This window comes from Thiovibrio sp. JS02, from assembly GCF_053485635.1.
In genome coordinates this window covers 2,569,746-2,593,056 of the sequence record NZ_CM130715.1, presented here as the reverse complement: position 1 = coordinate 2,593,056, position 23,311 = coordinate 2,569,746, and the positions used below count along the sequence as shown (strand labels likewise).

Annotated in this window: 24 protein-coding genes and 3 pseudogenes; 19 read left to right on the top strand and 8 right to left on the bottom strand. The window is 51.2% G+C overall.

Annotated elements, in window-relative coordinates; genetic code table 11:
- Positions 1 to 19: 19 nt before the first annotated feature.
- Genes ACUUL3_RS11865 through ACUUL3_RS11855 form a run of 3 tightly spaced genes read left to right on the top strand, consistent with a single transcriptional unit; the run spans position 20 to position 1,982 of the window.
- On the top strand, positions 20 to 394 hold the full coding sequence (locus ACUUL3_RS11865) for a response regulator (RefSeq protein ID WP_448551614.1): 375 nt from the start codon (positions 20 to 22) through the stop codon (positions 392 to 394).
- Between the two features lie 7 nt (positions 395 to 401).
- Positions 402 to 1,043, top strand: coding sequence for a chemotaxis protein CheC (locus ACUUL3_RS11860; RefSeq protein ID WP_448551612.1), 642 nt, complete (start codon positions 402 to 404; stop codon positions 1,041 to 1,043).
- A gap of 12 nt (positions 1,044 to 1,055) precedes the next feature.
- The gene (locus ACUUL3_RS11855) at positions 1,056 to 1,982 is read left to right on the top strand and encodes an AAA family ATPase (protein ID WP_448551610.1); all 927 of its coding nucleotides are present in this window, start codon (positions 1,056 to 1,058) and stop codon (positions 1,980 to 1,982) included.
- A 115-nt stretch (positions 1,983 to 2,097) separates the two neighbouring features.
- Here ACUUL3_RS11855 and ACUUL3_RS11850 read toward each other — a convergent pair whose 3' ends face one another.
- A complete protein-coding gene (locus ACUUL3_RS11850; protein WP_448551608.1) occupies positions 2,098 to 2,775 on the bottom strand; it encodes a hypothetical protein in 678 nt (225 codons plus the stop codon).
- 342 nt (positions 2,776 to 3,117) lie between these two features.
- Between ACUUL3_RS11850 and ACUUL3_RS11845 the strand changes: the two genes are divergently transcribed.
- On the top strand, positions 3,118 to 4,317 hold the full coding sequence (locus tag ACUUL3_RS11845) for an amidohydrolase family protein (protein WP_448551606.1): 1,200 nt from the start codon (positions 3,118 to 3,120) through the stop codon (positions 4,315 to 4,317).
- 141 nt (positions 4,318 to 4,458) lie between these two features.
- On the opposite strand, the gene ACUUL3_RS11840 is transcribed toward ACUUL3_RS11845, so the two are convergent.
- The 3 genes from ACUUL3_RS11840 to ACUUL3_RS11830 form a co-directional block, all read right to left on the bottom strand.
- A complete protein-coding gene (locus ACUUL3_RS11840; RefSeq protein WP_448551604.1) occupies positions 4,459 to 5,706 on the bottom strand; it encodes an integron integrase in 1,248 nt (415 codons plus the stop codon).
- 162 nt (positions 5,707 to 5,868) lie between these two features.
- Entirely contained in the window at positions 5,869 to 6,408 is a 540-nt protein-coding gene (locus tag ACUUL3_RS11835) for an RNA ligase 1 family protein (RefSeq protein WP_448551602.1), read from the bottom strand.
- A 115-nt stretch (positions 6,409 to 6,523) separates the two neighbouring features.
- Positions 6,524 to 7,063, bottom strand: a complete 540-nt coding sequence (locus tag ACUUL3_RS11830; protein WP_448551602.1) for an RNA ligase 1 family protein — start codon at positions 7,061 to 7,063, stop codon at positions 6,524 to 6,526.
- Between the two features lie 145 nt (positions 7,064 to 7,208).
- Between ACUUL3_RS11830 and ACUUL3_RS11825 the strand changes: the two genes are divergently transcribed.
- Together ACUUL3_RS11825 and ACUUL3_RS11820 are read left to right on the top strand one after the other, a co-directional pair.
- Entirely contained in the window at positions 7,209 to 7,568 is a 360-nt protein-coding gene (locus tag ACUUL3_RS11825) for a hypothetical protein (RefSeq protein ID WP_448551600.1), read from the top strand.
- A gap of 27 nt (positions 7,569 to 7,595) precedes the next feature.
- On the top strand, positions 7,596 to 8,282 hold the full coding sequence (locus ACUUL3_RS11820; RefSeq protein ID WP_448551599.1) for a hypothetical protein: 687 nt from the start codon (positions 7,596 to 7,598) through the stop codon (positions 8,280 to 8,282).
- Positions 8,283 to 8,589: 307 nt separating this feature from the next.
- On the opposite strand, the gene ACUUL3_RS11815 is transcribed toward ACUUL3_RS11820, so the two are convergent.
- Entirely contained in the window at positions 8,590 to 9,372 is a 783-nt protein-coding gene (locus tag ACUUL3_RS11815) for a transposase (RefSeq protein WP_448556478.1), read from the bottom strand.
- Positions 9,373 to 9,489: 117 nt separating this feature from the next.
- Here ACUUL3_RS11815 and istA point away from each other — a divergent pair, with 117 nt between their 5' ends.
- Both istA and istB read left to right on the top strand, forming a co-directional pair.
- The gene (gene istA / locus ACUUL3_RS11810) at positions 9,490 to 10,737 is read left to right on the top strand and encodes an IS21 family transposase (protein WP_448556398.1); all 1,248 of its coding nucleotides are present in this window, start codon (positions 9,490 to 9,492) and stop codon (positions 10,735 to 10,737) included.
- Positions 10,725 to 11,507 carry an IS21-like element helper ATPase IstB gene (istB, locus tag ACUUL3_RS11805; RefSeq protein WP_448551597.1) on the top strand — a complete coding sequence of 261 codons (783 nt, stop codon included), beginning with the start codon at positions 10,725 to 10,727 and terminating at the stop codon, positions 11,505 to 11,507. Before istA ends, istB begins: the two co-directional genes overlap by 13 nt.
- A gap of 130 nt (positions 11,508 to 11,637) precedes the next feature.
- Here istB and ACUUL3_RS11800 read toward each other — a convergent pair whose 3' ends face one another.
- Positions 11,638 to 12,168 (bottom strand): IS110 family transposase, encoded by a 531-nt coding sequence (locus ACUUL3_RS11800; RefSeq protein ID WP_448551595.1) that lies wholly within the window; start codon positions 12,166 to 12,168, stop codon positions 11,638 to 11,640.
- Between the two features lie 192 nt (positions 12,169 to 12,360).
- Here ACUUL3_RS11800 and ACUUL3_RS11795 point away from each other — a divergent pair, with 192 nt between their 5' ends.
- The 4 genes from ACUUL3_RS11795 (at position 12,361) to ACUUL3_RS11780 (ending at position 17,842) form a co-directional block, all read left to right on the top strand.
- Positions 12,361 to 13,146 carry an SMODS domain-containing nucleotidyltransferase gene (locus ACUUL3_RS11795; protein WP_448551593.1) on the top strand — a complete coding sequence of 262 codons (786 nt, stop codon included), beginning with the start codon at positions 12,361 to 12,363 and terminating at the stop codon, positions 13,144 to 13,146.
- 156 nt (positions 13,147 to 13,302) lie between these two features.
- A complete protein-coding gene (locus tag ACUUL3_RS11790; protein ID WP_448550836.1) occupies positions 13,303 to 14,517 on the top strand; it encodes an IS256 family transposase in 1,215 nt (404 codons plus the stop codon).
- A 318-nt stretch (positions 14,518 to 14,835) separates the two neighbouring features.
- On the top strand, positions 14,836 to 15,537 hold the full coding sequence (locus tag ACUUL3_RS11785; RefSeq protein ID WP_448551591.1) for a hypothetical protein: 702 nt from the start codon (positions 14,836 to 14,838) through the stop codon (positions 15,535 to 15,537).
- On the top strand, positions 15,530 to 17,842 hold the full coding sequence (locus ACUUL3_RS11780; RefSeq protein ID WP_448551590.1) for a DEAD/DEAH box helicase: 2,313 nt from the start codon (positions 15,530 to 15,532) through the stop codon (positions 17,840 to 17,842). Before ACUUL3_RS11785 ends, ACUUL3_RS11780 begins: the two co-directional genes overlap by 8 nt.
- Before the next feature lie 125 nt (positions 17,843 to 17,967).
- Here ACUUL3_RS11780 and ACUUL3_RS11775 read toward each other — a convergent pair whose 3' ends face one another.
- Positions 17,968 to 19,182, bottom strand: a complete 1,215-nt coding sequence (locus ACUUL3_RS11775) for an IS256 family transposase (protein WP_448550836.1) — start codon at positions 19,180 to 19,182, stop codon at positions 17,968 to 17,970.
- Positions 19,183 to 19,422: 240 nt separating this feature from the next.
- On the opposite strand from ACUUL3_RS11775, the pseudogene ACUUL3_RS11770 reads away from it, so the two are divergent.
- Positions 19,423 to 19,809 (top strand): annotated as a pseudogene (locus tag ACUUL3_RS11770) (transposase); the annotation flags it as partial.
- A gap of 73 nt (positions 19,810 to 19,882) precedes the next feature.
- On the opposite strand, the pseudogene ACUUL3_RS11765 reads toward ACUUL3_RS11770, so the two are convergent.
- Positions 19,883 to 20,341: pseudogene (locus ACUUL3_RS11765) on the bottom strand (IS5/IS1182 family transposase); the annotation flags it as partial.
- A 122-nt stretch (positions 20,342 to 20,463) separates the two neighbouring features.
- On the opposite strand from ACUUL3_RS11765, the gene ACUUL3_RS11760 reads away from it, so the two are divergent.
- The 6 genes and pseudogenes from ACUUL3_RS11760 to ACUUL3_RS11735 all read left to right on the top strand — a co-directional run bounded on the left by ACUUL3_RS11760 (position 20,464) and on the right by ACUUL3_RS11735 (position 23,196).
- Entirely contained in the window at positions 20,464 to 20,700 is a 237-nt protein-coding gene (locus ACUUL3_RS11760) for a CopG family ribbon-helix-helix protein (RefSeq protein ID WP_448551588.1), read from the top strand.
- Positions 20,700 to 21,044 carry a type II toxin-antitoxin system PemK/MazF family toxin gene (locus ACUUL3_RS11755; RefSeq protein ID WP_448556476.1) on the top strand — a complete coding sequence of 115 codons (345 nt, stop codon included), beginning with the start codon at positions 20,700 to 20,702 and terminating at the stop codon, positions 21,042 to 21,044. Before ACUUL3_RS11760 ends, ACUUL3_RS11755 begins: the two co-directional genes overlap by 1 nt.
- A 435-nt stretch (positions 21,045 to 21,479) precedes the next feature.
- Positions 21,480 to 21,761 carry a type II toxin-antitoxin system Phd/YefM family antitoxin gene (locus ACUUL3_RS11750; RefSeq protein ID WP_448551586.1) on the top strand — a complete coding sequence of 94 codons (282 nt, stop codon included), beginning with the start codon at positions 21,480 to 21,482 and terminating at the stop codon, positions 21,759 to 21,761.
- Complete coding sequence (locus ACUUL3_RS11745) at positions 21,758 to 22,054, top strand: type II toxin-antitoxin system RelE/ParE family toxin (RefSeq protein ID WP_448551584.1); 297 nt, start codon at positions 21,758 to 21,760, stop codon at positions 22,052 to 22,054. The genes ACUUL3_RS11750 and ACUUL3_RS11745 overlap by 4 nt, the downstream gene beginning before the upstream one ends.
- Before the next feature lie 149 nt (positions 22,055 to 22,203).
- A pseudogene (locus ACUUL3_RS11740) lies at positions 22,204 to 22,713 on the top strand (GNAT family N-acetyltransferase); the annotation flags it as partial.
- Positions 22,714 to 22,779: 66 nt separating this feature from the next.
- Positions 22,780 to 23,196: a GNAT family N-acetyltransferase gene (locus ACUUL3_RS11735; protein ID WP_448556474.1), complete on the top strand. Its 417-nt coding sequence runs from the start codon at positions 22,780 to 22,782 to the stop codon at positions 23,194 to 23,196.
- Positions 23,197 to 23,311 lie beyond the last annotated feature (115 nt).

The following is a 23,311-nucleotide window of genomic DNA, read 5'->3' as shown; positions in this document are numbered from 1 at the left end:
CCCTTGCAAGGAGACCCGCATGATTGAGAAGATCCTGATTGTTGATGACTCGCCGGTGGCCCGGGCGATCGTAAAGAAATGTTTGCCCAAGGACCGCCATTTTGAGCTGACCGAGGCCGGCGACGGCCAGGAGGGGCTGCGGAAATTCAAGGAAGTACGGCCGGATCTCACCCTGCTCGATCTGACCATGCCGGTGATGGACGGGTTCGGGGCCCTGGCGGCCATAAAAAAAGAAGACAGCATGGCGGTGGTGGTCGTGCTCTCCTCGGATATCCAGAAGAAAACCGTTGCCAAGGTCATGGCCCTGGGCGCCGATCTGGTTCTCCCCAAACCACCATCCGCGGAGTCGATTCAAGAGGCTTTGACAAAAGCGGCAAAACTTTTAGAAGGATAGAGGCGTTATGGATATCTCGCCGTCCGCAGGCAACTTTTCCCGCGATGATGCCGCCATTCTCCAGGAGGTGATGAACATCGCCTTTGGCAAGGCCTCGGCCGACCTTGCCAGGGTCATCGATATCCGCGTCGTGCTCAGCGTTCCCCAGGTGGAGCTGATGCGGGCGGATGACCTGCTGCGGCGGGTCAGGGAAGAGACCAGGGTCTGCGACGCCCTCAGTCTCATCGAGCAGAATTTCTGGGGAAAGTTCAGCGGCTCCGCCCTGCTGGCATTCCCCGCCACCGCCCGGAAGGGCCTGGTCAGCCTCTTTGACGAGGAGGGGGAGGAGGTGAGCCCCTTGCTTGAAAAGGAAACCCTGCTCGAAGTGGGCAACATCCTCATCGGCGCCTGCGTCGGCAAGGTCGCCGAACTGCTCGGCGAGGTGGTCTCCTTTTCGCCGCCGCGCCTGAATCCCCATGTGGTCATCAGCAATCTCGGCAGGGAGGCCGTGACGGAGCAGCTTGCCGGGGCGGACAAGATCGCGGTTCTCATGAAAACCGTGTTCCGGTTCGAGGATAAGGACATCAGCGGCTTCCTGTTCCTGGTCGCCAGCCAGGACTCCATGGAATGGCTGGAAACCGCCCTGGAAAACTTCATGGCGAGCTTTTAGCGGCAGCCGGTCGTGACTGGAGAACCCCCCTTGGCCGGCAACGATTCCCCAATGCTGCTCACCTGCCCCCATTGCCGGAAACAGTACCGCCTCGACAGGGCAAAGATCCCGCCCTCGCTGAAAACCGCCCGCTGCAAGGCCTGCGGCGCCACCTTTCCCCTGCCTCCCGCAGCCGGGCGCCGGCCCAGGCGGCTGGCCGTTTCCCTGAACAGGGCAGGCATGGGCAAGACCAGCGCCGCGGTGAATCTGGCCGCCGGCCTGGCCCTGGCCGGCGCCAGGGTGCTGCTCGTCGACGCCGACCCGCAAGGGCAGGCGGCTTCCTATCTGGGAGTCGAGCCGAAAGGGGGGCTCGGGGAGCTGATCACCGGCGCCTTGCCGCCGGAAGAGGCCCTGGTCAAGGCGCGCGACAATCTCTGGCTGCTGGCCGGCGGAAAAGGGCTGGCCGGGTTGCAAGACAGTATCGGCGACAGGGCCGGAGGCGGCAGGCAGGTCGTTGCCGAGGCCCTCGCCCCCAGGGAACAGGAATTCGCCTACGTGCTGGTGGATACCTCGCCGGACTGGGATCCGCTCACCATCAGCGTCTTGTCCTATGTGCGCGAGCTGCTCATCCCGGTTTCCCTGGAGGTCATGTCGGTGCAGGGATTCGGGGAATTTCTCCAGCTGCTCGAGGCCCTGGGCAGATCCGGCAAGGAGCTGCGGCTCGGCTATATTCTGCCCACCTTTTATGATCAGCGGGTCAGGAAGTCCGTCGATATCCTGGCAAAGTTCAGGAATGTCTATGGTGATCTCGTCTGCGCGCCGATCCGCTACAGCGGTCAGCTGAAAGAGTGTCAGGCCCTGGGGCAAACCCCGTTCGACGCGGCCTGTCAGGCAAAAGGCGTCCAGGACTACCAGGATCTGGTCCGAAAGGTGGCCGCCGACCCGCTCCTTGTTGCCTGAGGGGGGGCGCGCCAGAGACGTTTCGGCCAACCTCCCCGATTCCCTGTCTCTTGCAGGGCCGGCGCAATCCGGCCACGCATCCTGTGCCGCCGGCAGACCGTTTTGCATGGGGCTGCTAGCCGTCGCGGCGGGCCAGCCAGATCAGATGCCGGCCGCCGCCCCTGCGGCCCCGCGCCCGGGTCGGCACCTCTTCCACAGCGAAGCCGGTCCGGCGCAGGAGCCTGCTGAAGGCGGGGTCCGGGCTGGCGGACCAGACGGCCAGAAGGCCGGAAGGCTTCAGGGCGGCATGGGCGGCGGCCAGGCCGGTTCTGCCGTAGAGCCAGTCGTTGCCGCCGCGGGTCAGCCCCTGGGGACCGTTGTCCACGTCGAGGAGGATGGCGTCAAAGGCCTGCTGGCCGGCGCGCAGGATCCGGGCGATATCGATCTCCCGCACCGAAACCCGGCGGTCCAGCAGGGGCTGGCCGGCCAGAGCGGCCAGGGGGCCACGGTTCCAGGCCACCACCGCCGGCAGCAGTTCCGCCACCATGATCTGCGCCTGTTCGTTCAGATGGCGCAGCGCCGCGGCCAGGGTGAAACCCATGCCCAGGCCGCCGATCAGGACCGTGGGCGCCTGGCGGTCGGCGAGCCTGGCGCAGGCAAGCCCGGCCAGGGCCTCTTCCGAGCCGTGCACGCGGCTGTTCATCAGTTCGCAGCCAGCCACCCGGATGGAAAATTCCGTGCCCCGGCGGTAGAGGTGAAGCGTTTCGCCGCCTCCGGGGATTGGGGCGCTGTCCAGCAATTCCCAGGGGATCATCTTGGCCTCACGGTAACGGGTCGGTTGAGGGTGGAGCGGGCAAATTTCCAGCCGTCCCGGCCGGCGCCTCGACCACGGATTTATGCTTTTCCGGAGCAGGGGCCGAAAAGAAATCCGGAGCTTGCCCTGCCTGTCTGCCCGCCTGGGCGGCTGTCTTTCAGGTCGCGGCCCATGATTTTCCGGATTACAATCACGGCGCGGTTCTGGTCCTATGGTAGGGCTTAATCAAGGTTTAAACAAGGGTGTTTTTCACGGCTTTGCCCCTCGGCAACCCGCGGGCTCCGGGCGCGGCCGCCTGCATGATCGCCCGCTGCAATTCGGACTGACAAGGAAACACACGGCATGGACCACACGCAATGCATCGTGGCGGGCAGCTTCATCGACGGCAGCGGCGCTCCCGCGCGCAGGAATGTTTTTCTGCGGGTCACGGACACCGTTGTTGCCGCCATCGGCTCCGCCGCGGACCTTCCCCGCCAAGACGGGACCGCGCTCGTCGATTTCTCGCACTGCACCATTCTGCCGGCCCTGGTGGATTGCAGCGTGTCGCTGACGCGGTCGCCCTCCGTGGACTGGCGGGTGCGGCTGGCCGCTGAAGAGGCCGATGCCGATCAGAAAGCGGCCATGCTGGCGGAGCATATCCGCTACTGCCATGACCACGGAGTGCTGGGGGTGGCCGACGGCGGGGACATGGGCGGTCTGCTGGCGCGGCAGCAGAAGGAGAGTGCCCGGGGAGGCGGCATCGACATCCGTTCGTCCGGCCCTCTCTGCCGGAGCAGGCAGGATTGCGCGGCCGGCTTGCCGGCAGGCCTTGATTTTCTCAGGATCGATTATTCCGGCAACATCGAAGACGAGGAGCCCCCCTATCTTCGGCTGCGTCAGGAAGACCTGTGCCGCATCCTCCGACGCAAAGGCGACAGGAAGGCGGTGGTGCTGGCCAATGGCCGGCGGCAGGTGGAGGAGGCCCTTCGCGCGGGCTGCGATGCCATCGAGCAGGGATACGGGATGGGCGAGGAGAATCTTCGGGAAATGGCGGCAAGGAATGTACTCTGGATTCCCAGCCTGCTGCGGGCCAAGAACGGGCTGGACAACGCCAGCTCGGGCGGCTCGGTGTGCTGCCGTTTCTCCACCCGCTATGTGGCGCCGGGAAAGCCGATTCCCGGCGCGGAGGCCTTTTGGAAAAAGACCCTCGCCGAACACCTCGCGCAACTGCGGTTGGCCCGGGAGCTGGGCCTGAAAGTGGCGGTGGGAACCGGGGCCGGCAGCGCCGGCATCCTCCATGGCGAGGCCGTGGCCGAGGAGATGAGGCTCTTCATCAATGCCGGCTATTCCCTGGAGGAGGCCATCCGCTGCGCCTCGGAAACCGGCGCCCGATTTTTCGGCATGGACAGGCTGGGAACGCTTGCGGTGGGGCGGAAAGCGACATTTTTGATCTCCAGGGGCATGGCGAAGCAACTGCCAAGAAAACTCTCCTATCTGGAAGGCATCTATGTCGACGGCGCCCCCAGCGGCAGCTATCGCAAAAATCCCGTCAGGAAGGGGTGAAATGAAGGGGCAGGCGAATTTGCCAAGGATGCCCCGGGTTTCGCGGGTCAGCGCATGAAGCTCGGTTTGCTGGAATTTGCTTCGGGGTGAGAAGGGGACATCCCAGTCTTTTCCGCCTTGGCTGTTTCCCCGTGCGGCCCGCTAACCGTCCAGAGGGCTCGCAACGCCAAGCAGGTTTTTGCCCGCCACATGGGTATATATCATTGTGGTTTGCAGATTGCTGTGACCGAGCAAATTTTGGATGGTTCTGATGTCATAGCCCTTTTCGAGAAGATGGGTGGCGAAACTGTGACGGAGCGAATGTACCGAGGCGTTCCTGTCTACCTCGGCCCGGCGGGCCGCTTCCTTGAAAGCGCGTTGCAGGTTCGAGACGTGGATGTGATGGCGCCGGTGTTTGCCGGATCGGGGGTCGTCTGACCTGGCCGGGGCAGGAAAGACCCAGAACCAGGCCCATTCCCGGCCGGCATTCGGATATTTTCGCTCCAGGGCATCCGGCAGTGCCACCCCCTCGGCCTTGCCGTTCCGAAAGTCCTGGTCGAAAACCAGACGCACTCCGTCCAGGTGGCTCAGCAGTTCCTTTTTCAGCGATTCGGGGAGCACGGTGACCCGATCCTTGTCCCCCTTGCCCGCGCGAACCGTCAGGGTGCCCCGTTCGAAATCGAGATCCTTGGTGCGCAGGTTGGCGCACTCCTGAAGCCGCAGCCCGCAGCCGTAGATCAGTTTGGCCATCAGCAGATAGGCCCCTTGCATCTGTGCGAAGAGGCGCTGGATTTCCTGGCGGCTTAAGACCACCGGCAGGCGTCGCCGGGAACTGGCCCGGACGGTTTCACTGATCTCGGCAAGGTCACGGTCGAAGACGTGCCGGAACAAAAAAAGCAAGGCGCTGAATGCCTGGTTCTGGGTCGAGGCGGAGACCGTCTTTTCAACAGCGATGTGACTGAGGAAGCGTTTGACATCCGAAGAGTCGATCTCAGAGGGAGATTTCCCCGCCAAGAATCCTTGAAATGCCCGCAACCATTGCAGGTATGACTTTTCAGTCCGCAATGAACGATGCCGCAGGCGTAGAGCCTCGCGCATCAGTGAGGCAGTCTCTTGCCAGGATGCGGTGGAGGACGAAACCGCCGCGCCGTTTATCTCCGGGCCTGTTCGGGAGAGATGGAAGAGGAAAAGCCGGATCGCCTCCCGCGCCTGTTTGACCTGCCACTCCTCTTTGCTTTTGCCCATGAACTGAAGAAAATCCTGCACCTTGCCTTCGTTGCTCGGCTCGGAGGCGGATTTTTCACAAAAAGTAAGATAGTTGGCAACCCAGCGGAGAAAATAGGGAAGCTGTTTTTTCTGGACAAGCCGCCTATCCGTAAGATACCCTTCGAAATCATGCAGCGAGGTCATGGATAATTTTCCGGCGAGATTATCTAGCGCTAGATAATGATAAATATTTATCGTTATCTATTGTCGGTGCGAGATAATAATAAAATAGGCTGCATTTTATTGCAAGGAAAGTTGTTAGGCAGGCGAGAACGTCACAAAATCTCGCGCTAGATAATAATATAGTTAGCGAGACAAGCCGAAGTCCCGCTTCTTAATCTTCGCCATGCGTCCGTCAGGGTGGTGGAAAACAACCCCTTCGATGTCACGTCCAGCAAGCCAAGCCTTGAGCGATTTCATATCCCGAGGGCATCCATTAAAAATTTCTGCGTCGGCGTGCGCCAGGAGGATATGTTTACCCAACTTTTCAGGGTTCCCTTGCACCTTCGGCCCGAGCAGTTCATAAGTTCCGTCTGGTTGGCCGGAGAATGCCTCGCAATGATAGCGGTCCTGCTTATCGTTGCAGTCTACCGGCATCCAGCCGACGCACTTGCCAGTATTCTGATCAAGTTGCTCCTCGACGAAATCAGCCGGGGCAGAATTTCCAGGCTTTATTTCTCGCCGTTTCCACAGCTTGCCATTTTCGATCTTGCAACAAGTCCCGTCGTACTTCCTGGTGGCAACACCTTCGCCAGCGAACACCCATCCGCAATCAGGGTGCGGTTGATTCAATACGGCTTTCATGTTTTCCGGGTCGCGGATGAAAATAGTAGGAATTTTCTTCATGTGTAGCCCTCCGTAAAATTAAAAGAAAACATCGCTAACAAGCGGGTCGAGCTGACCGGGGGAAGCTCGGCGTTTTTATTCATCTTTGGGTGGCCCGGTCAGCTCACCCTTGGTGTTAGCGAGACAAGCCGAAGTCCCGCTTCTTAATCTTCGCCATGCGTCCGTCAGGGTGGTGGAAAACAACCCCTTCGATGTCACGTCCAGCAAGCCAAGCCTTGAGCGATTTCATATCCCGAGGGCATCCATTAAAAATTTCTGCGTCGGCGTGCGCCAGGAGGATATGTTTACCCAACTTTTCAGGGTTCCCTTGCACCTTCGGCCCGAGCAGTTCATAAGTTCCGTCTGGTTGGCCGGAGAATGCCTCGCAATGATAGCGGTCCTGCTTATCGTTGCAGTCTACCGGCATCCAGCCGACGCACTTGCCAGTATTCTGATCAAGTTGCTCCTCGACGAAATCAGCCGGGGCAGAATTTCCAGGCTTTATTTCTCGCCGTTTCCACAGCTTGCCATTTTCGATCTTGCAACAAGTCCCGTCGTACTTCCTGGTGGCAACACCTTCGCCAGCGAACACCCATCCGCAATCAGGGTGCGGTTGATTCAATACGGCTTTCATGTTTTCCGGGTCGCGGATGAAAATAGTAGGAATTTTCTTCATGTGTAGCCCTCCGTAAAATTAAAAGAAAACATCGCTAACAAGCGGGTCGAGCTGACCGGGGGAAGCTCGGCGTTTTTATTCATCTTTGGGTGGCCCGGTCAGCTCACCCTTGGTGTTAGCAAGTAGATAACCTTCTGGAGTTTCTATGACTAAGAAATTAAGGGGGTCGTTCAGCGTTTACAAAGAAACAAAAAAGAATAGCAGTTTTGTGCAAACGGAAATGCTGATTATTTCAATAGTTATCGGATTGATAACATCTTCTTGGTTCGTTTGGTTAATATCGTGGTTCTTGTTAGCTGGATCGATGGGGACAAAGATTGGATTAATAATTGGATGGATTGTTACTATTATATGGGCAGTTTTAACTACTGTATTATTGTTTGCTTTTTCGCAAAATCTTGAATTTAGCTTAGTCTTTGGTTTCATTTTTGGTTGTGTTTCTTGGTATAAGCATGATTGCGGAAATTTGTATTGGCGTGATTTTGCTGAGGCTGAATGGTGGTAAATATATAAAGTATTATTGTGTGGTACTATGCTGAACATTAATGAAGAAATTGAATTTGGAATACATACTTCTCCTGAAATGGTTTCGCTTTTTAAACGAAAGCCATTTCAGGGGCAATCGCCGGAAAAAGCAAAAATTATATTTTTAAGTTCTGATGCAAATTATTCTCCAGAAATATCTAACCATGATTTCTTCAAATACATTTTGGAGTATCAAAAAGATGGGGTAGCTTTTTGGAATAAATATGGTTGTCATCATCCATTTTTATTGGCTAATTATCCATTTAGTAAATCTAAAGCTGGCGTCCCGTTTCATAGAAATTTTAGCAAGCTTGGTTTTGGTCCTGAACATGCTAGTCATATTTCTTTTGTAGAGCTTCTGGATGTGCCAACAATTGGCAATAAATCAGAGAATGTTCATCGCTTTTATAGTCTCGTCTCTAAGTCACATCTTGAGTATTTAGAAACTCTTATGCTCGGCGGTGGAAATAAATTATTTCTTGTGTCAAGTGGAGTTTTGAGAAATATGAATAAATTGAAAAAGATTCATTCTGTTTTTCAGGATTTTCAATTTGAATGCAGAGATAATAAACTGTTTTTAAAATTCATGTGTGGCAATAGAATACAAGAAATATCTCATTTTTCTTCATCTAAAATACATGGAGAAATTGATACAATTTCAAGAAATATGCGTGAATGGTTGTCTAACCATTGAATCTTGCTAACAATCGGCTACCTTTAGGCGTTAAAAGTCAAGGCTCTCCTGTAAAGATGAAAAAAATGCAATAGGCGATCCTTTAAGTCCAATGAAATCCGTTCGCGACTGGCAATCCTACCAAGCTTCGGTCCTGGCCCAATCAGGGGGCGGGACGGCCATACTTTATCGGCCATGTCGGGAACTCCCGGCCCGAGTGACGGATTGTGCACCTGATGATTCCCTAAAGGATCACCAGCGAATTGCGGTCATCTCCGGGCCGGGGTTCACCGGACTTTGTCTTTCTTTCTTGTCTTGTTCTGCGCGCTCAGGCGGCCTCGGCCATTTGCAGGCATCTGCTCTTGCAGTTGAAAAAACGCTGTTCGTCAAACTTTTCTCCGGATCGGTACCAGCCGTAGAGTTTCTTGAGCATCTGGCGGGCAATTACCGTCATCGCCTTGTTGCCCGGCATTTTGGTCACATCCTTCTTCTTGTGGTACACCTCGCCGTAAAGTTGCCCTTTTCTGACCAGCGGCAAGGCGATTGCCTGCAGCACCTTCCTGAGCAAGCGCCTGCCCTTTTTGCTGATCTTGTTCTGCCCCTGGAAGGTGCCGCTCTGTCTGGTCTTGAGGTTCAGCCCTGCATAGCGCATCAATTTCCGCCAGTTCTCGAAGTCGGAGAGTGGGCCGGTTTCTCCGAGAAAGCGGGCCAGATTCTTCTCCGAAATCACCTGCGGAGTCGGCGGCGGGATGTTGGGGTCCTTTTCCCGCAGTCGCGCCAGGATATCCAGCATTTGCCCGGTGATTTCCTCCTTCCGGTCCACCTGCTGGAAGTAGTTTGCCAAAAGATCGTAGAGATGGTCTTCCAGAACAGCAACGTATCCGCTCGGCATCTCGTTCAGGGTCGAACTGGCCGCATCGTCCCAAAGGCGCTTGAGGGTTTCCTCTCTGATGCGCGGTGCCTTTTTCTTCATCTTCCCGGCAAAAACCGCAAATCCGTCTTCCACGATCCGGTATGGGTTGCAGCCATACTGCTCAACCAAGGCCAGGCCGGAGTTGCTGTAGAGAAAGTCCTTTTGAAACGAATAATCGCAGAACAGCTCGACTGTCACTGGCAATGTAAAAATGTACCAAAAATGGCAATGAAAAGTGTACCACCTGCAACCTAACCCAAGGGAGATTACCTTCTTCGCAAGGAGGTGATTCCCATGATTACGTTGGAGGTTTTTATGGACATTCACTCATTGCGACGTGACGGCCTGAGTATCCGGGCCATTGCTAAGAAGCTCGGCATTCACCGGCAGACTGTCAAAAATCATCTCGCGGCAACCACATTGCCCCAATACCACACGAAAAAGCGCCGGCCTTCTGTTCTTGACCCCTTCCGCCAGATCATCAAGGACTATGTCGAGCAGGACGACTACCAAGCAACCTGGATCTTTGACCGACTCAGGAAAATGGGCTATGTCGGCAGCTACGAAACCGTGCGGGATTTCGTTCGCCCTCTCAAGGAGCAACAAACCCGTCTGGCCTATATCAGATTCGAGACCGAGCCTGGCCTGCAGGCCCAGGTTGATTTCGGCGACTATCAGATTGTCGAACCAGACGGCACCACCACCACGGTCCATGCCTTTTCCATGCTCCTCGGCTTTTCCCGCGCCATGTATGTGGAGTACGTCGAGCGCTGCACCATGGAAGCCTTCATGGACTGCCACATCAACGCCTTCCGTTACCTTGGCGGGGTGCCGGCGGAGATCCTGTACGACAACATGAAGAACGTGGTGGTCGACCGCAGTGAGGGGAAGGCGAATTTCAACAAGGAATTCCTCCATTTCGCCCATCACTACGGCTTCGCAGCCAAGGCCTGCCCTCCCTATAGCCCATGGGTAAAGGGCAAGGTGGAACGCCCCATGGACTATATCCGGGAGCGTTTCTGGCGGGGCTACACCTTCACCACCCTCCAGGCCCTCAATCGGGACATGCGCCGTTGGCTTGACGAAACCGCCAACCGTCGAGTCCATGGCACCCATCATCGGCCGGTTTGCGATCGCTGGCAGCAGGAAAGCTCCTTGCTCGGGAAACTGCCGCCCACCGACTACGACACCTCCATCAAGGTGTATCGCAAGGTCTACAAGGACTGTCAGATCTCCTACAACACCAACCGCTATCTTGTCCCTCACCGGGTGGTGGGCAAAAGAGTGCTGCTCAAGATCAAGCACGGCGTCATCGCCATCTTCCACGATCACGACTTCCTGGTCAGCTACCAGGAGGCAGGCGGAAAGCACGAGTTTGTCGGCAACCGCCTGTTCTACGACCAACTCCGCCGCGATCAGCAACAGCTCACCCGCAAATATGGCAAAGGCAAGGGCAAGGCCACCAGGGGACTCACCTCCGGCAGCCTCTATCCGCAAGTCGAGCAGCGCCCCCTGGCCGAGTATGACCTGTTTGCACAGGGGGGTGTCGCATGGAACAACTGACCAGTGAACGTCTCCAGGACAACCTGCAACGCCTCAAGCTGAGCCGGGCCGCAGAGGTGCTTGACGCCATCGTCCAAGATGCCGAGGGGAACAAGAGCTCGTATCTGGCCTTTCTTGATCACCTGCTGGAAGAGGAGGTGGCGGCCAAGGACACCCGGCGAGTGCAGACCGCCATGAAAACCGCCGGCCTCCCCAGCGCCAAGACCATCGATGAGTACGACTTCTCCTTCCATCCCAACCTGGACAAGAAGGCGGTCATGGAGCTTTTCGAGCTTGATTTCATTACCAAGCACGAAAACGTCGTCTTTCTCGGCCCGCCCGGGGTCGGCAAGACCCACCTGGCAACGGCCCTTGCCATCAAGGCCTGCCATCATGGTTTCAAGGTCTACTTCACAACCATGGAAACCCTGATCAGAAAACTCAAGGAAAGCGGACAGTCCAAGCATAAAGCGTATCTCAGCTCCAGCCTGGTTGTGGTGGATGAGGTCGGCTACCTCTCGGTCAATCCCCAGGAAGCCTACCTCTTCTTCCAATTCATCTCGCACCGCTACGAGAGAAGCTCCACCATAATAACCTCCAACAAGAGCTTCGGGGACTGGCAGGAATTTTTCGGAGATCCGGTGATAGCCACCGCAATCCTCGACCGGCTCCTTCACCACTGCCGAGTGGTCAACATCAAGGGCCACAGCTACCGGCTGCGGGGCCACTCGATCACAAAATCAACTATCAAAGAACAAGGTGAAACACTGGCAGAAAATCAACCCATGTAACCGAACCATTTGCAGCGGCTGGGAGAGACCGCTTCGATGAACGCTTTGGGCGACAAACTCCGCTGGCGTCTTCGCAGACCTCTTTCCCTCACAGGTGGTACACTTTTACTTTGCCGAAACTGGTACACTTTTACTTCTGTATTGACACGACCAGCAGCTTGGCGATCCGGCAGCGCAGGCTGGTAATGGTCACGTCGCATTCATCGTATATTTTATGGAGTTTTCTGAGCATCAGATACTCCTCGCCGATCAGCCGGTATTTGATCACCTTATTGAGCTTGGCCAGGGTGCCGATAACGCGCGGGTCTTTTTTGTCGGTCTTGTTGCTGTCATTGCTTTCAACCACCCGGAATTTGGCGACCGACTCGGCATTGACGAAACAGGTGAAGAATCCCAAGCGCCTGGCGGTGCGAAAGAGGCTGTTCTGATACTGCCCCGTGGGTTCGCAGATAACGCGCAGGGTCTGTCTGCCGTTTTCCTTGGCGATATCGTGATAGCGGCGCAAGCGCTTTTCAATAACGGCGGTGCGATTGCGGCATTCGTCGGAAAATTCCCGGCCATCGATTTCAAAGAAAAAACAAAGGGTGTCCTTGTGGACGTCCACGGCAACATCGACAACGTTATTGAGGTTGATTTTCTGGGCAGTAAGGGTAACATTCATAATGGCTTCTCCTTTTGTGGCTTGGATAGTACCGGTTGTGAGCGACAACCCCCATATTGTACATCCGACTCTCAAGGAGAAGCCTTTCTCTTTGCTGCCTAATAGTATGTCGAGAGGGACGCTCCAACAGCCAGCTTCGCTGCCTGTTTCCGCGCCCCTCAAGCACAACGTTGGAAAGCATAAGGAGAAAAAATGACAGTAAGTACTCATCTTACAACAACGGCAAGTAGCCTTGTTCTTTCTGAAACAGAAAAAACGAATATCTCCAGATCTATTACAACGTTGTCTTCAAGGCTCGATGCATATTTTGGAAATAATATAACCAACCATTTTCAATTTGGTTCAAACACTCGTGGGACAATTTTACCGAGAAAGGCAGATAGTAACTCAGACATTGATTATATGATTGTTTTTGACACTTCTGACGGGCAAAAGAAACCTCAGACTTATCTTGACCGGTTGAGAAGGTTTGCCGAAGCAAAATATTCGACTTCTGAAATATCCCAATCAAGCCCGACAATTGTGCTATCCCTAAATCATATCAAGTTTGAATTAGTACCAGCCATTTATAATTATGGTTATCAAATTCCCTCCCCAGCTTCGTCATGGCTTGAATGGATAGCAACAGATCCATCAGGCGCAAACCAAGCAATTCAGGACAAAAACAAAGCAGAGAACTATCAAATCAAACCTTTAGTGCGTCTTATTAAATATTGGAATGCAACACAAGGGCATCTTTTTACATCGTTTTCAATTGAGGAATATATTGTCGGAAAATACTTCTGGTCATGCACTACGCTAAGAGATTATTTTTATGCCTTTTGGAATGACTTTAACTGTTCATATGAGAGTTTTCAAAACACCAAAGATAGAGTGGCAAGGGCTAAAAAATATGCAGAAAATGCAAAACAGTATGAAAATGATGAAATGCCCGCCACTGCTGAAGCTGAAATCAAGAAAATTGTCCCTACGTTATGAACAATACAACAGAAAACAGAATTGATGAGGTAGCACAGTACTACAAACCAGCTGTTAAATTTGAAAAGCTTGCGGCGTGGCTAGAGGGTGTAAAAAGGATTGTGTAAATGGCCATTCCGGGGGTAGAAAAGTTCGCCCCCAACCAAGGAGAGAGATATGGCCATTTCCAAAGAATTGCTTGACCAATTAATTGCGGATTACAAAAAGCCGGAAGACCTGATCGGCGAGAACGGCATACTGAAACAACTGACCAAGGCCCTGCTGGAGCGGGCCATGCAGGCCGAGATAACCGATCACCTCGGCTATCCCCGGAACGCTCCGGCTGGGAAAAACAGCGGCAACTCCAGAAACGGCAGCTACAAGAAAAAGCTCAAGGGAGATTTTGGCGAGATTGACGTCGCGGTTCCCCGTGACCGGAACGGCTCCTTCGAGCCGATCATCGTTCCCAAGGGAGAGACCCGCTTCAAGGGGTTTGATGACAAGATCATCTCCATGTATGCCCGTGGGATGACCACCCGTGATATCCAGAGCCATCTGGAGGAGATTTACGGCGTTGAGATTTCACCGACCCTGATCTCCCAAGTGACCGACGCCGTCACGGAAGAGGTCCGGCTCTGGCAGAACCGGCCATTGGAAGATGTTTACCCCATCGTCTATCTGGATGCGGTGCGGATCAGGGTCAAGCACAACGGCCAGATCATCAAGAAGGCCGTCTACCTGGCGATTGCCGTGACGATGACTGGGGTGAAGGAGGTTCTCGGCATGTGGGCCGCCGAGACCGAGGGCGCCAAGTTCTGGTTGGCCATCCTGACCGAGCTGAAAAATCGGGGCGTGAAGGATATCCTGATCGCCTGTGTCGATGGGCTCAAGGGTTTTCCGGAGGCCATCGAAGCGGCGTACCCCGCCGCCCAGGTCCAGTTATGCATCGTGCACCTGGTGCGGCACAGCCTGAATTTCGTTTCCTGGAAACAGCGCAAGGAAATGGCGGACGACCTGAAGGAGATTTACAGCGCCCCGACCGTAGAACAGGCCGAGGCAAACCTGATCAGCTTCGGGGAAAAATGGGATGCTACCCATCCTCGGATAAGTCAGTCCTGGCAGAACAACTGGCAGCGAATCATCCCGTATTTTGCCTATCCTCCGGAGATCCGCAGGGTGATCTATACGACCAACACCATCGAATCGTTGAACATGTCCCTGCGCAAGGTCACTAAGAACCGGGGCTCTTTTCCGAATGACGAGTCGATGTTCAAGCTGCTCTATCTGGCGCTGACGAATATTTCGAAACGATGGACGATGCCGATCAAAAACTGGAAATCGGCGCTGAATCAATTCAGCATCATGTTTGAAGACAGGCTGCCGGAATTTTGATCACAAAAAACATTTACACAAAATTCTTTACACGCCCTGTTCAATGATTATTGGCTTGCCGATCATGCGAATTATAAAATGGCATTAAGCACAATGGACATTGATCACTATTTTGAAAAAATCTACGTTGTTCAAGATACTGGCACAGTCCACCAGATTTATTGAAAGAATAACATATCAAGGCAATTCAGGCGACGGGAAGGGGCTCAGTGGCGCTGACGCGGCAAGCCTTTTGGCCCGCGCCTGATTTCTACCGTTGTGTGTATTAATTCCATGCTCAATATATAAATTATTGAGTTCTTCTGGGGGCTCTTAGGAATGGAAATCATATCATTTAAAAAAGAAGATATGAGCGAGTATGGTAAAACTGCAACAGGCTCAGTTTTCAGTGCGCATGTAAAAATTAAAGATATCGAATCCCGAGCGTCAGAAATGATTCGAATCATTTCTGACACAAGCTGGATTGAAAAATTAAACGCAGTTGAACGAGCAACATTTAGAGCTAGGTCTCAGCGAACAATTGAGAAGCTAGTTGAACTTATTAGATCGAGAATAGAAAATGAAATATCAACCGAATTTGGGGAATTCCTAGTTTCAGAAACGGCACAAAGCACTTTGGGCAAGCTTGGACACACTAAAGTCCCATTGGCAGAAATATTAAAAGAAAAAGTAACGGGTAATCCAGGGTTTGATTTTCATACGGAAAGCGGTTCCCAAATAGTCGCTTTTGGCGAGGCGAAATTTAGTTCATCGATTAATCCACATCCAAATGCTCTAAACCAAATTGTCGAATTTATCGAGTTAGAGAAAGATACTGCTGAGCTGATAATAATTCAGAATTTTGTTAGCGTTGAAGCTACAGAGAACTCTTTGAATGGGAAACGAGCATATGTAGCTGCTTTTTCTATAAATAGCGATTCCCCTGGGAATATTATAAAAAATGCTCTAAAATCTAGCGCCATTGACCCTTTGTTAGGATTTCCTGAAACATACGTAATCGGTATTGAAACAAATGCTTGAATCTCTAATCAATGGAGAAGGCATAGAGCAAGAATTAAAAAATTCTCTGCTCAAAATTCATTCAGCTGGACCAATTGACCCTTTCATCTTTGAAAAACTCGCGTATATAAAGAAATTCCATAAAAATATTTTTATAAAATATGAAAAAAAACTAATTTCTGTTCTGGGACTTTTTTACAAAACTACTGAACCAAATAGCATTATTGAAGAAGTTTACTCAATATATTCAGACTCAATAGCATTTGAAACAGGAAATAATTTAACACCTGTCCAGTCAAGTGCATACAGGGAAATACTTCAAAATAGGTTTTTTTCATTTTCAGCTCCGACTAGTTCGGGGAAATCGTTTCTTTTTAGGGAATTAATACAAAATACGGATGGGGACATTGTAATTGTTGTCCCATCAAGAGCTTTAATAGCTGAATACTATTACGAAGTTATTTCAATTGTAGATACCTCAGTTCTAGTCCTTCAATTTATAGAAGATATAAATAGAGAAAAAATAAATAAGAGAGTTTTTATTATTACTCCTGAAAGAGGAGTTGAGCTATTCAAGTATTCGGAAATATTTGATGTGCAATTATTCCTTTTGGATGAGGCACAAATTTCTGAAGAGCCAATTAGAGGGATGACTTTTGACTCATTTGTTAGAAGAGCGAATAGAGTGTTCCCAACTGCTAAAAAAGTATTTGCTCATCCATTTATTAATAATCCTCAAGCTCAACTATCAAAGCACGCATTTCTAGAAGAAGCATCTGCTAGAAATTACAATTTTCACACCGTTGGGAAAATTTTCATCTCAAGTAATAATGGGGAATTTGAATATTTTTCCCCGCATACGGAGACAAGCAATATCCCTGTTGAAACAGACATTGCCGCCAAAACCCTCCAAGAAGGAGGGGCACTATTAGTATATATAGCAAAAACAAAAATCTATGATGGCAGGTATATTGAGGAATATGGCTCATATATAGATTTATGCGACAAGGTAAAAGAAGAGTATGCACAAAAAATAATTGAAAAACTTCGAACATTTATTGGCGCATCACGAAAAGGCCCAGAAAAACATTCTCTTTTAATTGAAATGATGGAAAGAGGAATCGTTGTTCATCATGGCTCTATGCCATTAAGGGCAAGATTATTGGTAGAAGAGTTTATAAAACACAACTTCGCCAGACTTTGTTTCGCCACATCAACCTTAAATCAGGGTATTAATATGCCATTTGATGTTGTGTGGATCGATAACTTCAATCGTATGGATCCGCTGACATTAAAGAATTTAATTGGCAGGTCAGGCCGAACAACTCCAATAAAAAATTACTTTGATTATGGATATACCATTGTCCAGCAACATAATATCCCTACTTTCAAAAGTAGATACAACGAATCAATTGAAATTTCAGATAACTCACGACTTGATATTGAACTGGAATTTGCAGATGAAGATGAAAGGGATATTATTGAAGCTATACAAGATGATACCTTTAACGATGACTTACAGCTTACAGAGTCTCAAATAGAAAGAATCAAAGAAGCAGATATTGACAATGATATTATATATATACTCGACAATCTTTTGCTGAACAATGTTCCTATTTCTGGGAAGGCATATTACGAGTTGCATAATGATATCAGAAAACGAGTAAAGTCTTCCTTTAAAGAAATTTATATAAAACATCTTCGTCGCAACAAACTTACTCCTGCTGAATCAGCAGTGCTAAGCGCTTCTATCCCTATTTTATTGTGGCATATTCAAGGTAAATCATTTAGCGAGATAGTATCACTTCGGTATTCATTTTTAAGTGAAAGAGATAAAAGAAGATTTGTTTTTCGAGAAACAATAAGAAATGGTGGAACGCCGGCAGAAGCAAGATCAAAGATCCAAGCCATTCCTATAAGATATACCCCTATACCTTCGGCTTTACCAAACAAGAGACTGACTCGAGCACCCCTCTATCCACAAGGCACGTCTGTTAACTTTATCGATTTTGATACAATAGTTTATGATACATATGATTACCTTGATAAAGTAATTTCCTTATCCCTATCTGACCCAATTTGTGCAGCATTAGAGATTTTCTATCAAAATCATAATGATCTACGTGCTAGAGTTTTAAAGAATTATATCCGGTATGGAACTAATGATGAATTAGAAATCTGGTTAATTAAGTATGGTTTTGGGTTCGAAGAGATTGAATTTATCAAAGAACATGTTGAGCATGTAGACTCTAACAAAATTACTTTTAAAGATACAGTTTGGGAACTTAGTGAAGAATTGTTCGCATTAGTTGAACGATATATCTAATTATTACAAGACGATCACACAACCAACCCATTAACGCAGACGGGAAGAAGCGCGGCGGCGGTAGATGCGGCAAGTTTGGGTGGCCCGCGGGCGTGTAAAGAATTTTGTGTAAATGTTTTTTGTGATCAAAATTCCGGCAGCCTGTCTTCAAACATGATGCTGAATTGATTCAGCGCCGATTTCCAGTTTTTGATCGGCATCGTCCATCGTTTCGAAATATTCGTCAGCGCCAGATAGAGCAGCTTGAACATCGACTCGTCATTCGGAAAAGAGCCCCGGTTCTTAGTGACCTTGCGCAGGGACATGTTCAACGATTCGATGGTGTTGGTCGTATAGATCACCCTGCGGATCTCCGGAGGATAGGCAAAATACGGGATGATTCGCTGCCAGTTGTTCTGCCAGGACTGACTTATCCGAGGATGGGTAGCATCCCATTTTTCCCCGAAGCTGATCAGGTTTGCCTCGGCCTGTTCTACGGTCGGGGCGCTGTAAATCTCCTTCAGGTCGTCCGCCATTTCCTTGCGCTGTTTCCAGGAAACGAAATTCAGGCTGTGCCGCACCAGGTGCACGATGCATAACTGGACCTGGGCGGCGGGGTACGCCGCTTCGATGGCCTCCGGAAAACCCTTGAGCCCATCGACACAGGCGATCAGGATATCCTTCACGCCCCGATTTTTCAGCTCGGTCAGGATGGCCAACCAGAACTTGGCGCCCTCGGTCTCGGCGGCCCACATGCCGAGAACCTCCTTCACCCCAGTCATCGTCACGGCAATCGCCAGGTAGACGGCCTTCTTGATGATCTGGCCGTTGTGCTTGACCCTGATCCGCACCGCATCCAGATAGACGATGGGGTAAACATCTTCCAATGGCCGGTTCTGCCAGAGCCGGACCTCTTCCGTGACGGCGTCGGTCACTTGGGAGATCAGGGTCGGTGAAATCTCAACGCCGTAAATCTCCTCCAGATGGCTCTGGATATCACGGGTGGTCATCCCACGGGCATACATGGAGATGATCTTGTCATCAAACCCCTTGAAGCGGGTCTCTCCCTTGGGAACGATGATCGGCTCGAAGGAGCCGTTCCGGTCACGGGGAACCGCGACGTCAATCTCGCCAAAATCTCCCTTGAGCTTTTTCTTGTAGCTGCCGTTTCTGGAGTTGCCGCTGTTTTTCCCAGCCGGAGCGTTCCGGGGATAGCCGAGGTGATCGGTTATCTCGGCCTGCATGGCCCGCTCCAGCAGGGCCTTGGTCAGTTGTTTCAGTATGCCGTTCTCGCCGATCAGGTCTTCCGGCTTTTTGTAATCCGCAATCAATTGGTCAAGCAATTCTTTGGAAATGGCCATATCTCTCTCCTTGGTTGGGGGCGAACTTTTCTACCCCCGGAATGGCCATTTACACAATCCTTTTTACACCCTCGGGTGCTGACGCCGCAAGGCTTTTGGCCCGCACCTGATTTCTACGTTGAGCCTGTAGAAAAACTCAACTCATTGTAATTTCTACTTTATTTGTGTGCGTGATCACTGTGCAATGACTGCGATATCCCGGAACACAACCGCTTAACTTTAGCACAAGGGTATTGCCTCATGGCCCGCTACAAACCTTACTCCTACGCCCAGGGAAAGTTCATCCCCGTCCACTTTGCCAAGCAGATTTTACCCGGCACCTTCGAGTACTCCCTGAACCACCTCATCGACCACGAACTTGACCTGTCCCTGTTCGACGCCCGCTTCGGCAACGACCAGACCGGCGCCACTGCCTACGACCCCAGGATTCTTTTGAAAATCGTGCTCTACGCCTACTCGCGGGGCATTGTCTCCAGCCGGAAGATCGAGCAGGCCTGCCAGGAAAACGTGGTCTTCATGGCGCTCTCCGCCGACACCCGGCCCCATTTCACCACCATTGCCGATTTCATCTCCTCCATGGACAAGGAGATCATCCACCTGTTCCGGGATGTGCTGCTGGTCTGCGACGACAGACTCGTTATGCGTCGAGAAGAGGAAAATGAAATATTCAGGTAAGTAGTCGTCCCTGAAAAATCCATTTTCAGCCTCTGACAGGCAGGATATCGCCATCTGCAGGCCGAGCCCATGGCTGTCGTAATCTCTCAAGCCAGCCGAAAAAAAGAACGAAAAACAAAAACTCCCTCAATTTCTTGAGGATCAGCCGGATATTGTGACCGGCTCCACAGAGCAGCGCGTTGATCTTGTCGCCAAGCACGCCCAGCAGGTGGTTTCGGCCCAGCTTTCCGTCCGCCTTCATGTGGCCGATCACCGGCTCGATGGCGCTCCGCCGCTTCAGCTCTTTCCTGAGCTGAGGCGTAATCCCACGGCGGCGGCCTGAAATGTAAACTTCCGTTCCCGCCACACCATGCCCCCGGTAGCCGCGATCAACAAAACAGCGCTCTACCCCCGCACCGGCAATCCGTTTCACCTGCTCAAGCGCTCGGGAAAGGGTATGTCCGTCATACGGATTCCCGTGCTCCGCGAACATGCCCACCACGAAATTGTCTCGAAAAAATTAAGTCGTTCTCAGTCGAGGAATCCTTTCAAAACGAGTTTTTCTACAGGCTCGTTAGCGCAACAATAAAATTTGACACACAGTATTACCTTGGTTATACTGTCGACATGAAAACAGCAATTTCTATCCCAGACAATTTGTTTCGCAAAGCAGATCAATACGCCAAAAGCCACGGTTACTCTCGCAGTGAACTATTTGCGAAAGCCGTTGAGCAATATCTTGAAGTCCACCCTTCCGACCACATCACCAAACAACTTAATGAGGTTTACTCATCTGACCAGGCTGAATTAAATGAAATGCTTTCAACCATGCAATTTAGTTCAATAGAAAAAGAAGAATGGTAATAAAACGAGGGGAAATCTGGTGGGCAATATTACCTGAGCCTGCGGGCTCGGGACCTGGCTATAAAAGGCCAATCCTCATTATTCAATCAGACGAATTTAATAAAAGCAAAATAAACACCATAATTGCCGTTGTAATCACATCAAATATCCGGTTGGCAGCCGCCCCAGGCAATGTTTTACTCCCCCCCAAAAAATCAAAATTACCGAAAGAAAGTGTCATCAACATTTCACAAGTAATTACGATTGATAAGTCGTTTTTATCTGAAAAGGTTCATGCCCTATCCAATGAAATGATAGCTCAAGTCGACGAAGGCTTAAAATTAGTCCTGAAGTTAAAGAGTTAACTGCAAAAAAAGCGCTAATAAGAAATATTCCGATTTGTCAAGGTTCAGGAAAAAAGGGGTCAGGCCTTTGTTTGACTCCTGTCTCGATTTGCGCTAATCACGGAGTTTCGGGGATATATTTAATTGGCTGCTTTCCCCCTGTTATGCTCTCAGCATGGCAAGAATGGCACGAATTATTTTACCTGGCATGCCGCACCATGCCACCCAGCGGGGAAATCGCCGCCAGCCTCTTCTTCTCCGGCATCTTGAAACGGCACGACTCTTCGTATCGAAATCCAGGCGCCCTCCATGCGTGTCGACCATACGCGCCCTTATTTGGACAGCAATGAAGATCTGGCCCCATCACCAACCAGGCTCGTTATGCCCAGAAAATAATATTTTGAAGCACATCATTGAGTACGGTATAATGTACTAAATTATATCCTGAGGTGCATTATGCAAAGATTGAGAATCGACCAAGACATCCATTCAATGTCAGAGTTCCGGACAGGAATCGCCGCGTTTTTGAAACAAGTTCATGATACAAAAAGGCCGCTCGTCATTACACAGCATGGCAAAGGAGTTGCCGTTTTACTCGATGTTTCAGAATATGAGGCTATGCAAGAAAAAATTGAATTACTAGGAGATATTCAAACTTCCATCGCTCAACTTGGGGCAGGAAAAGGAATTGAGCATGATCTGGCTAAAAATACTCTCCTTGATCGGATTGCAAAATGAAAATAATCTGGTCACCCCTTTCGCTCGAAAGAGTAGGAGATATTGCCGATTATATCGCTCTCGATAAAGCCGCCGCATCAATTGCATGGATTGAAGCATTATTTGACAAAGTCGAAACACTAAAATCTACTCCCAAAATTGGCAGGATTGTCCCCGAATCAGGCAGAGATGATATTCGAGAGTTATTATTTGGCAATTATCGGATCATTTATTTGGTGGAACAAAAGCAAATATCAATACTGACAATTCGCCATGGCAAGCAAATACTGCCTATAGATGAACTGCTGGCATAACAATGGCATACTTGGCGTCGAGAACGGCTGCGGTCTGACGGCCCCCCCGAATTTTCGAGGACACAATACCTATTTTTTTGCCAAGGAAAACCAGGCCGGAAGCCCGTTACAAAACGACTCAACAAATAGGTATTATGTCCCCAGATACCATGACGGCAAAGATCGTTATCAGGGGTGAAACAGACGCTGACGTCGACGCGATAGGGGATGTGACCGTCGCGGCGTTCAAAACCCTGGAGATCAGCGACCACACCGAGCAGTTCATCATTGCGGCGCTCCGGGCCGCGAAAGCTCTGACCCTGTCGCTGGTCGCGGAAGTGGATGGCCGTGTGGTCGGGCATATTGCCTTCTCTCCCGTGACCATTTCGGACGGGACCGGGAACTGGTACGGTCTTGGGCCCGTGTCGGTGTTGCCGGAACGCCAGCGGCAGGGGATAGGCAAGGCGTTGATCGAGGAGGGGTTGACACGGTTGAAAGGCCGGCATGCTCAAGGAGTCTGTCTTGTGGGGCATCCGGATTACTACGGAAGATTCGGGTTCAAGAAGGTGCCGGGTCTTGCGCACGAGGGAGTGCCGCCGGAGGCCTTCTTCGCCTTGTCTTTTGGTGGGCATATGCCACGGGGCGCCGTCGCATTCCACGAAGCATTCAAGGCGGATGGCCAACAAAAGGATCCTGGCGACGCGTGCCGGCGCCCCCGGTTTCGGGCGTTGGGCTCATACAAGGACATGGGATTGAAAATAGTAACTGATTGTTCTGGCGTTGACTGGCAAGCCATAGCCGAATCGTTGAAAAAAGTCGGCATGGCCTGGCATGAACCGGAAGTCCATAAGAGAGCATTCGCGGCCAGTCATACAGCGGTGTTCATTTATGATGAATCGCGGCTGCTCGGCTTTGGCAGAGCAATATCCGATGGTGAATACCAGGCCGCAGTTTATGATGTCGCGGTTTTGCCGGAAGCGCAAGGGCAGGGAATCGGGAAGGTCATAATGCAAACAATCCTGGGGAGACTCCCGAACTGCAACATCATTCTTTATGCAACTCCCGGAATGGAAGGGTTTTATGAAAAACTTGGCTTCCGTTTGATGAAAACGGGGATGGCTGTATTCACGACTTCACAAGCAATGGAAAAATTCACTGAATGATGTGCCGGCCGCGATCCCGGCTCGGAGGTGAAAAAACGCGTCCGTCAACCTTTTGATCCGCCTCGCTGCCCCGGCAGATCAGCGGGAGCAACTTCCTTAACGGCGGAACTTTTCT

Coding starts and splice junctions, on each gene's coding strand:
- ACUUL3_RS11745 (WP_448551584.1), top strand. CDS start 21,758: ATGAAAATAATCTGGTCACCCCTTTCGCTCGAAAGAGTAGGAGATATT.
- ACUUL3_RS11735 (WP_448556474.1), top strand. CDS start 22,780: ATGGGATTGAAAATAGTAACTGATTGTTCTGGCGTTGACTGGCAAGCC.
- ACUUL3_RS11860 (WP_448551612.1), top strand. CDS start 402: ATGGATATCTCGCCGTCCGCAGGCAACTTTTCCCGCGATGATGCCGCC.
- ACUUL3_RS11775 (WP_448550836.1), bottom strand. CDS start 19,182: ATGGCCATTTCCAAAGAATTGCTTGACCAATTGATTGCGGATTACAAA.
- ACUUL3_RS11825 (WP_448551600.1), top strand. CDS start 7,209: ATGACTAAGAAATTAAGGGGGTCGTTCAGCGTTTACAAAGAAACAAAA.
- ACUUL3_RS11820 (WP_448551599.1), top strand. CDS start 7,596: ATGCTGAACATTAATGAAGAAATTGAATTTGGAATACATACTTCTCCT.
- ACUUL3_RS11780 (WP_448551590.1), top strand. CDS start 15,530: ATGCTTGAATCTCTAATCAATGGAGAAGGCATAGAGCAAGAATTAAAA.
- ACUUL3_RS11850 (WP_448551608.1), bottom strand. CDS start 2,775: ATGATCCCCTGGGAATTGCTGGACAGCGCCCCAATCCCCGGAGGCGGC.
- ACUUL3_RS11785 (WP_448551591.1), top strand. CDS start 14,836: ATGGAAATCATATCATTTAAAAAAGAAGATATGAGCGAGTATGGTAAA.
- ACUUL3_RS11840 (WP_448551604.1), bottom strand. CDS start 5,706: ATGACCTCGCTGCATGATTTCGAAGGGTATCTTACGGATAGGCGGCTT.
- ACUUL3_RS11750 (WP_448551586.1), top strand. CDS start 21,480: ATGCAAAGATTGAGAATCGACCAAGACATCCATTCAATGTCAGAGTTC.
- ACUUL3_RS11830 (WP_448551602.1), bottom strand. CDS start 7,063: ATGAAGAAAATTCCTACTATTTTCATCCGCGACCCGGAAAACATGAAA.
- ACUUL3_RS11795 (WP_448551593.1), top strand. CDS start 12,361: ATGACAGTAAGTACTCATCTTACAACAACGGCAAGTAGCCTTGTTCTT.
- ACUUL3_RS11865 (WP_448551614.1), top strand. CDS start 20: ATGATTGAGAAGATCCTGATTGTTGATGACTCGCCGGTGGCCCGGGCG.
- istA (WP_448556398.1), top strand. CDS start 9,490: ATGGACATTCACTCATTGCGACGTGACGGCCTGAGTATCCGGGCCATT.
- ACUUL3_RS11835 (WP_448551602.1), bottom strand. CDS start 6,408: ATGAAGAAAATTCCTACTATTTTCATCCGCGACCCGGAAAACATGAAA.
- ACUUL3_RS11790 (WP_448550836.1), top strand. CDS start 13,303: ATGGCCATTTCCAAAGAATTGCTTGACCAATTAATTGCGGATTACAAA.
- istB (WP_448551597.1), top strand. CDS start 10,725: ATGGAACAACTGACCAGTGAACGTCTCCAGGACAACCTGCAACGCCTC.
- ACUUL3_RS11845 (WP_448551606.1), top strand. CDS start 3,118: ATGGACCACACGCAATGCATCGTGGCGGGCAGCTTCATCGACGGCAGC.
- ACUUL3_RS11760 (WP_448551588.1), top strand. CDS start 20,464: ATGAAAACAGCAATTTCTATCCCAGACAATTTGTTTCGCAAAGCAGAT.
- ACUUL3_RS11800 (WP_448551595.1), bottom strand. CDS start 12,168: ATGAATGTTACCCTTACTGCCCAGAAAATCAACCTCAATAACGTTGTC.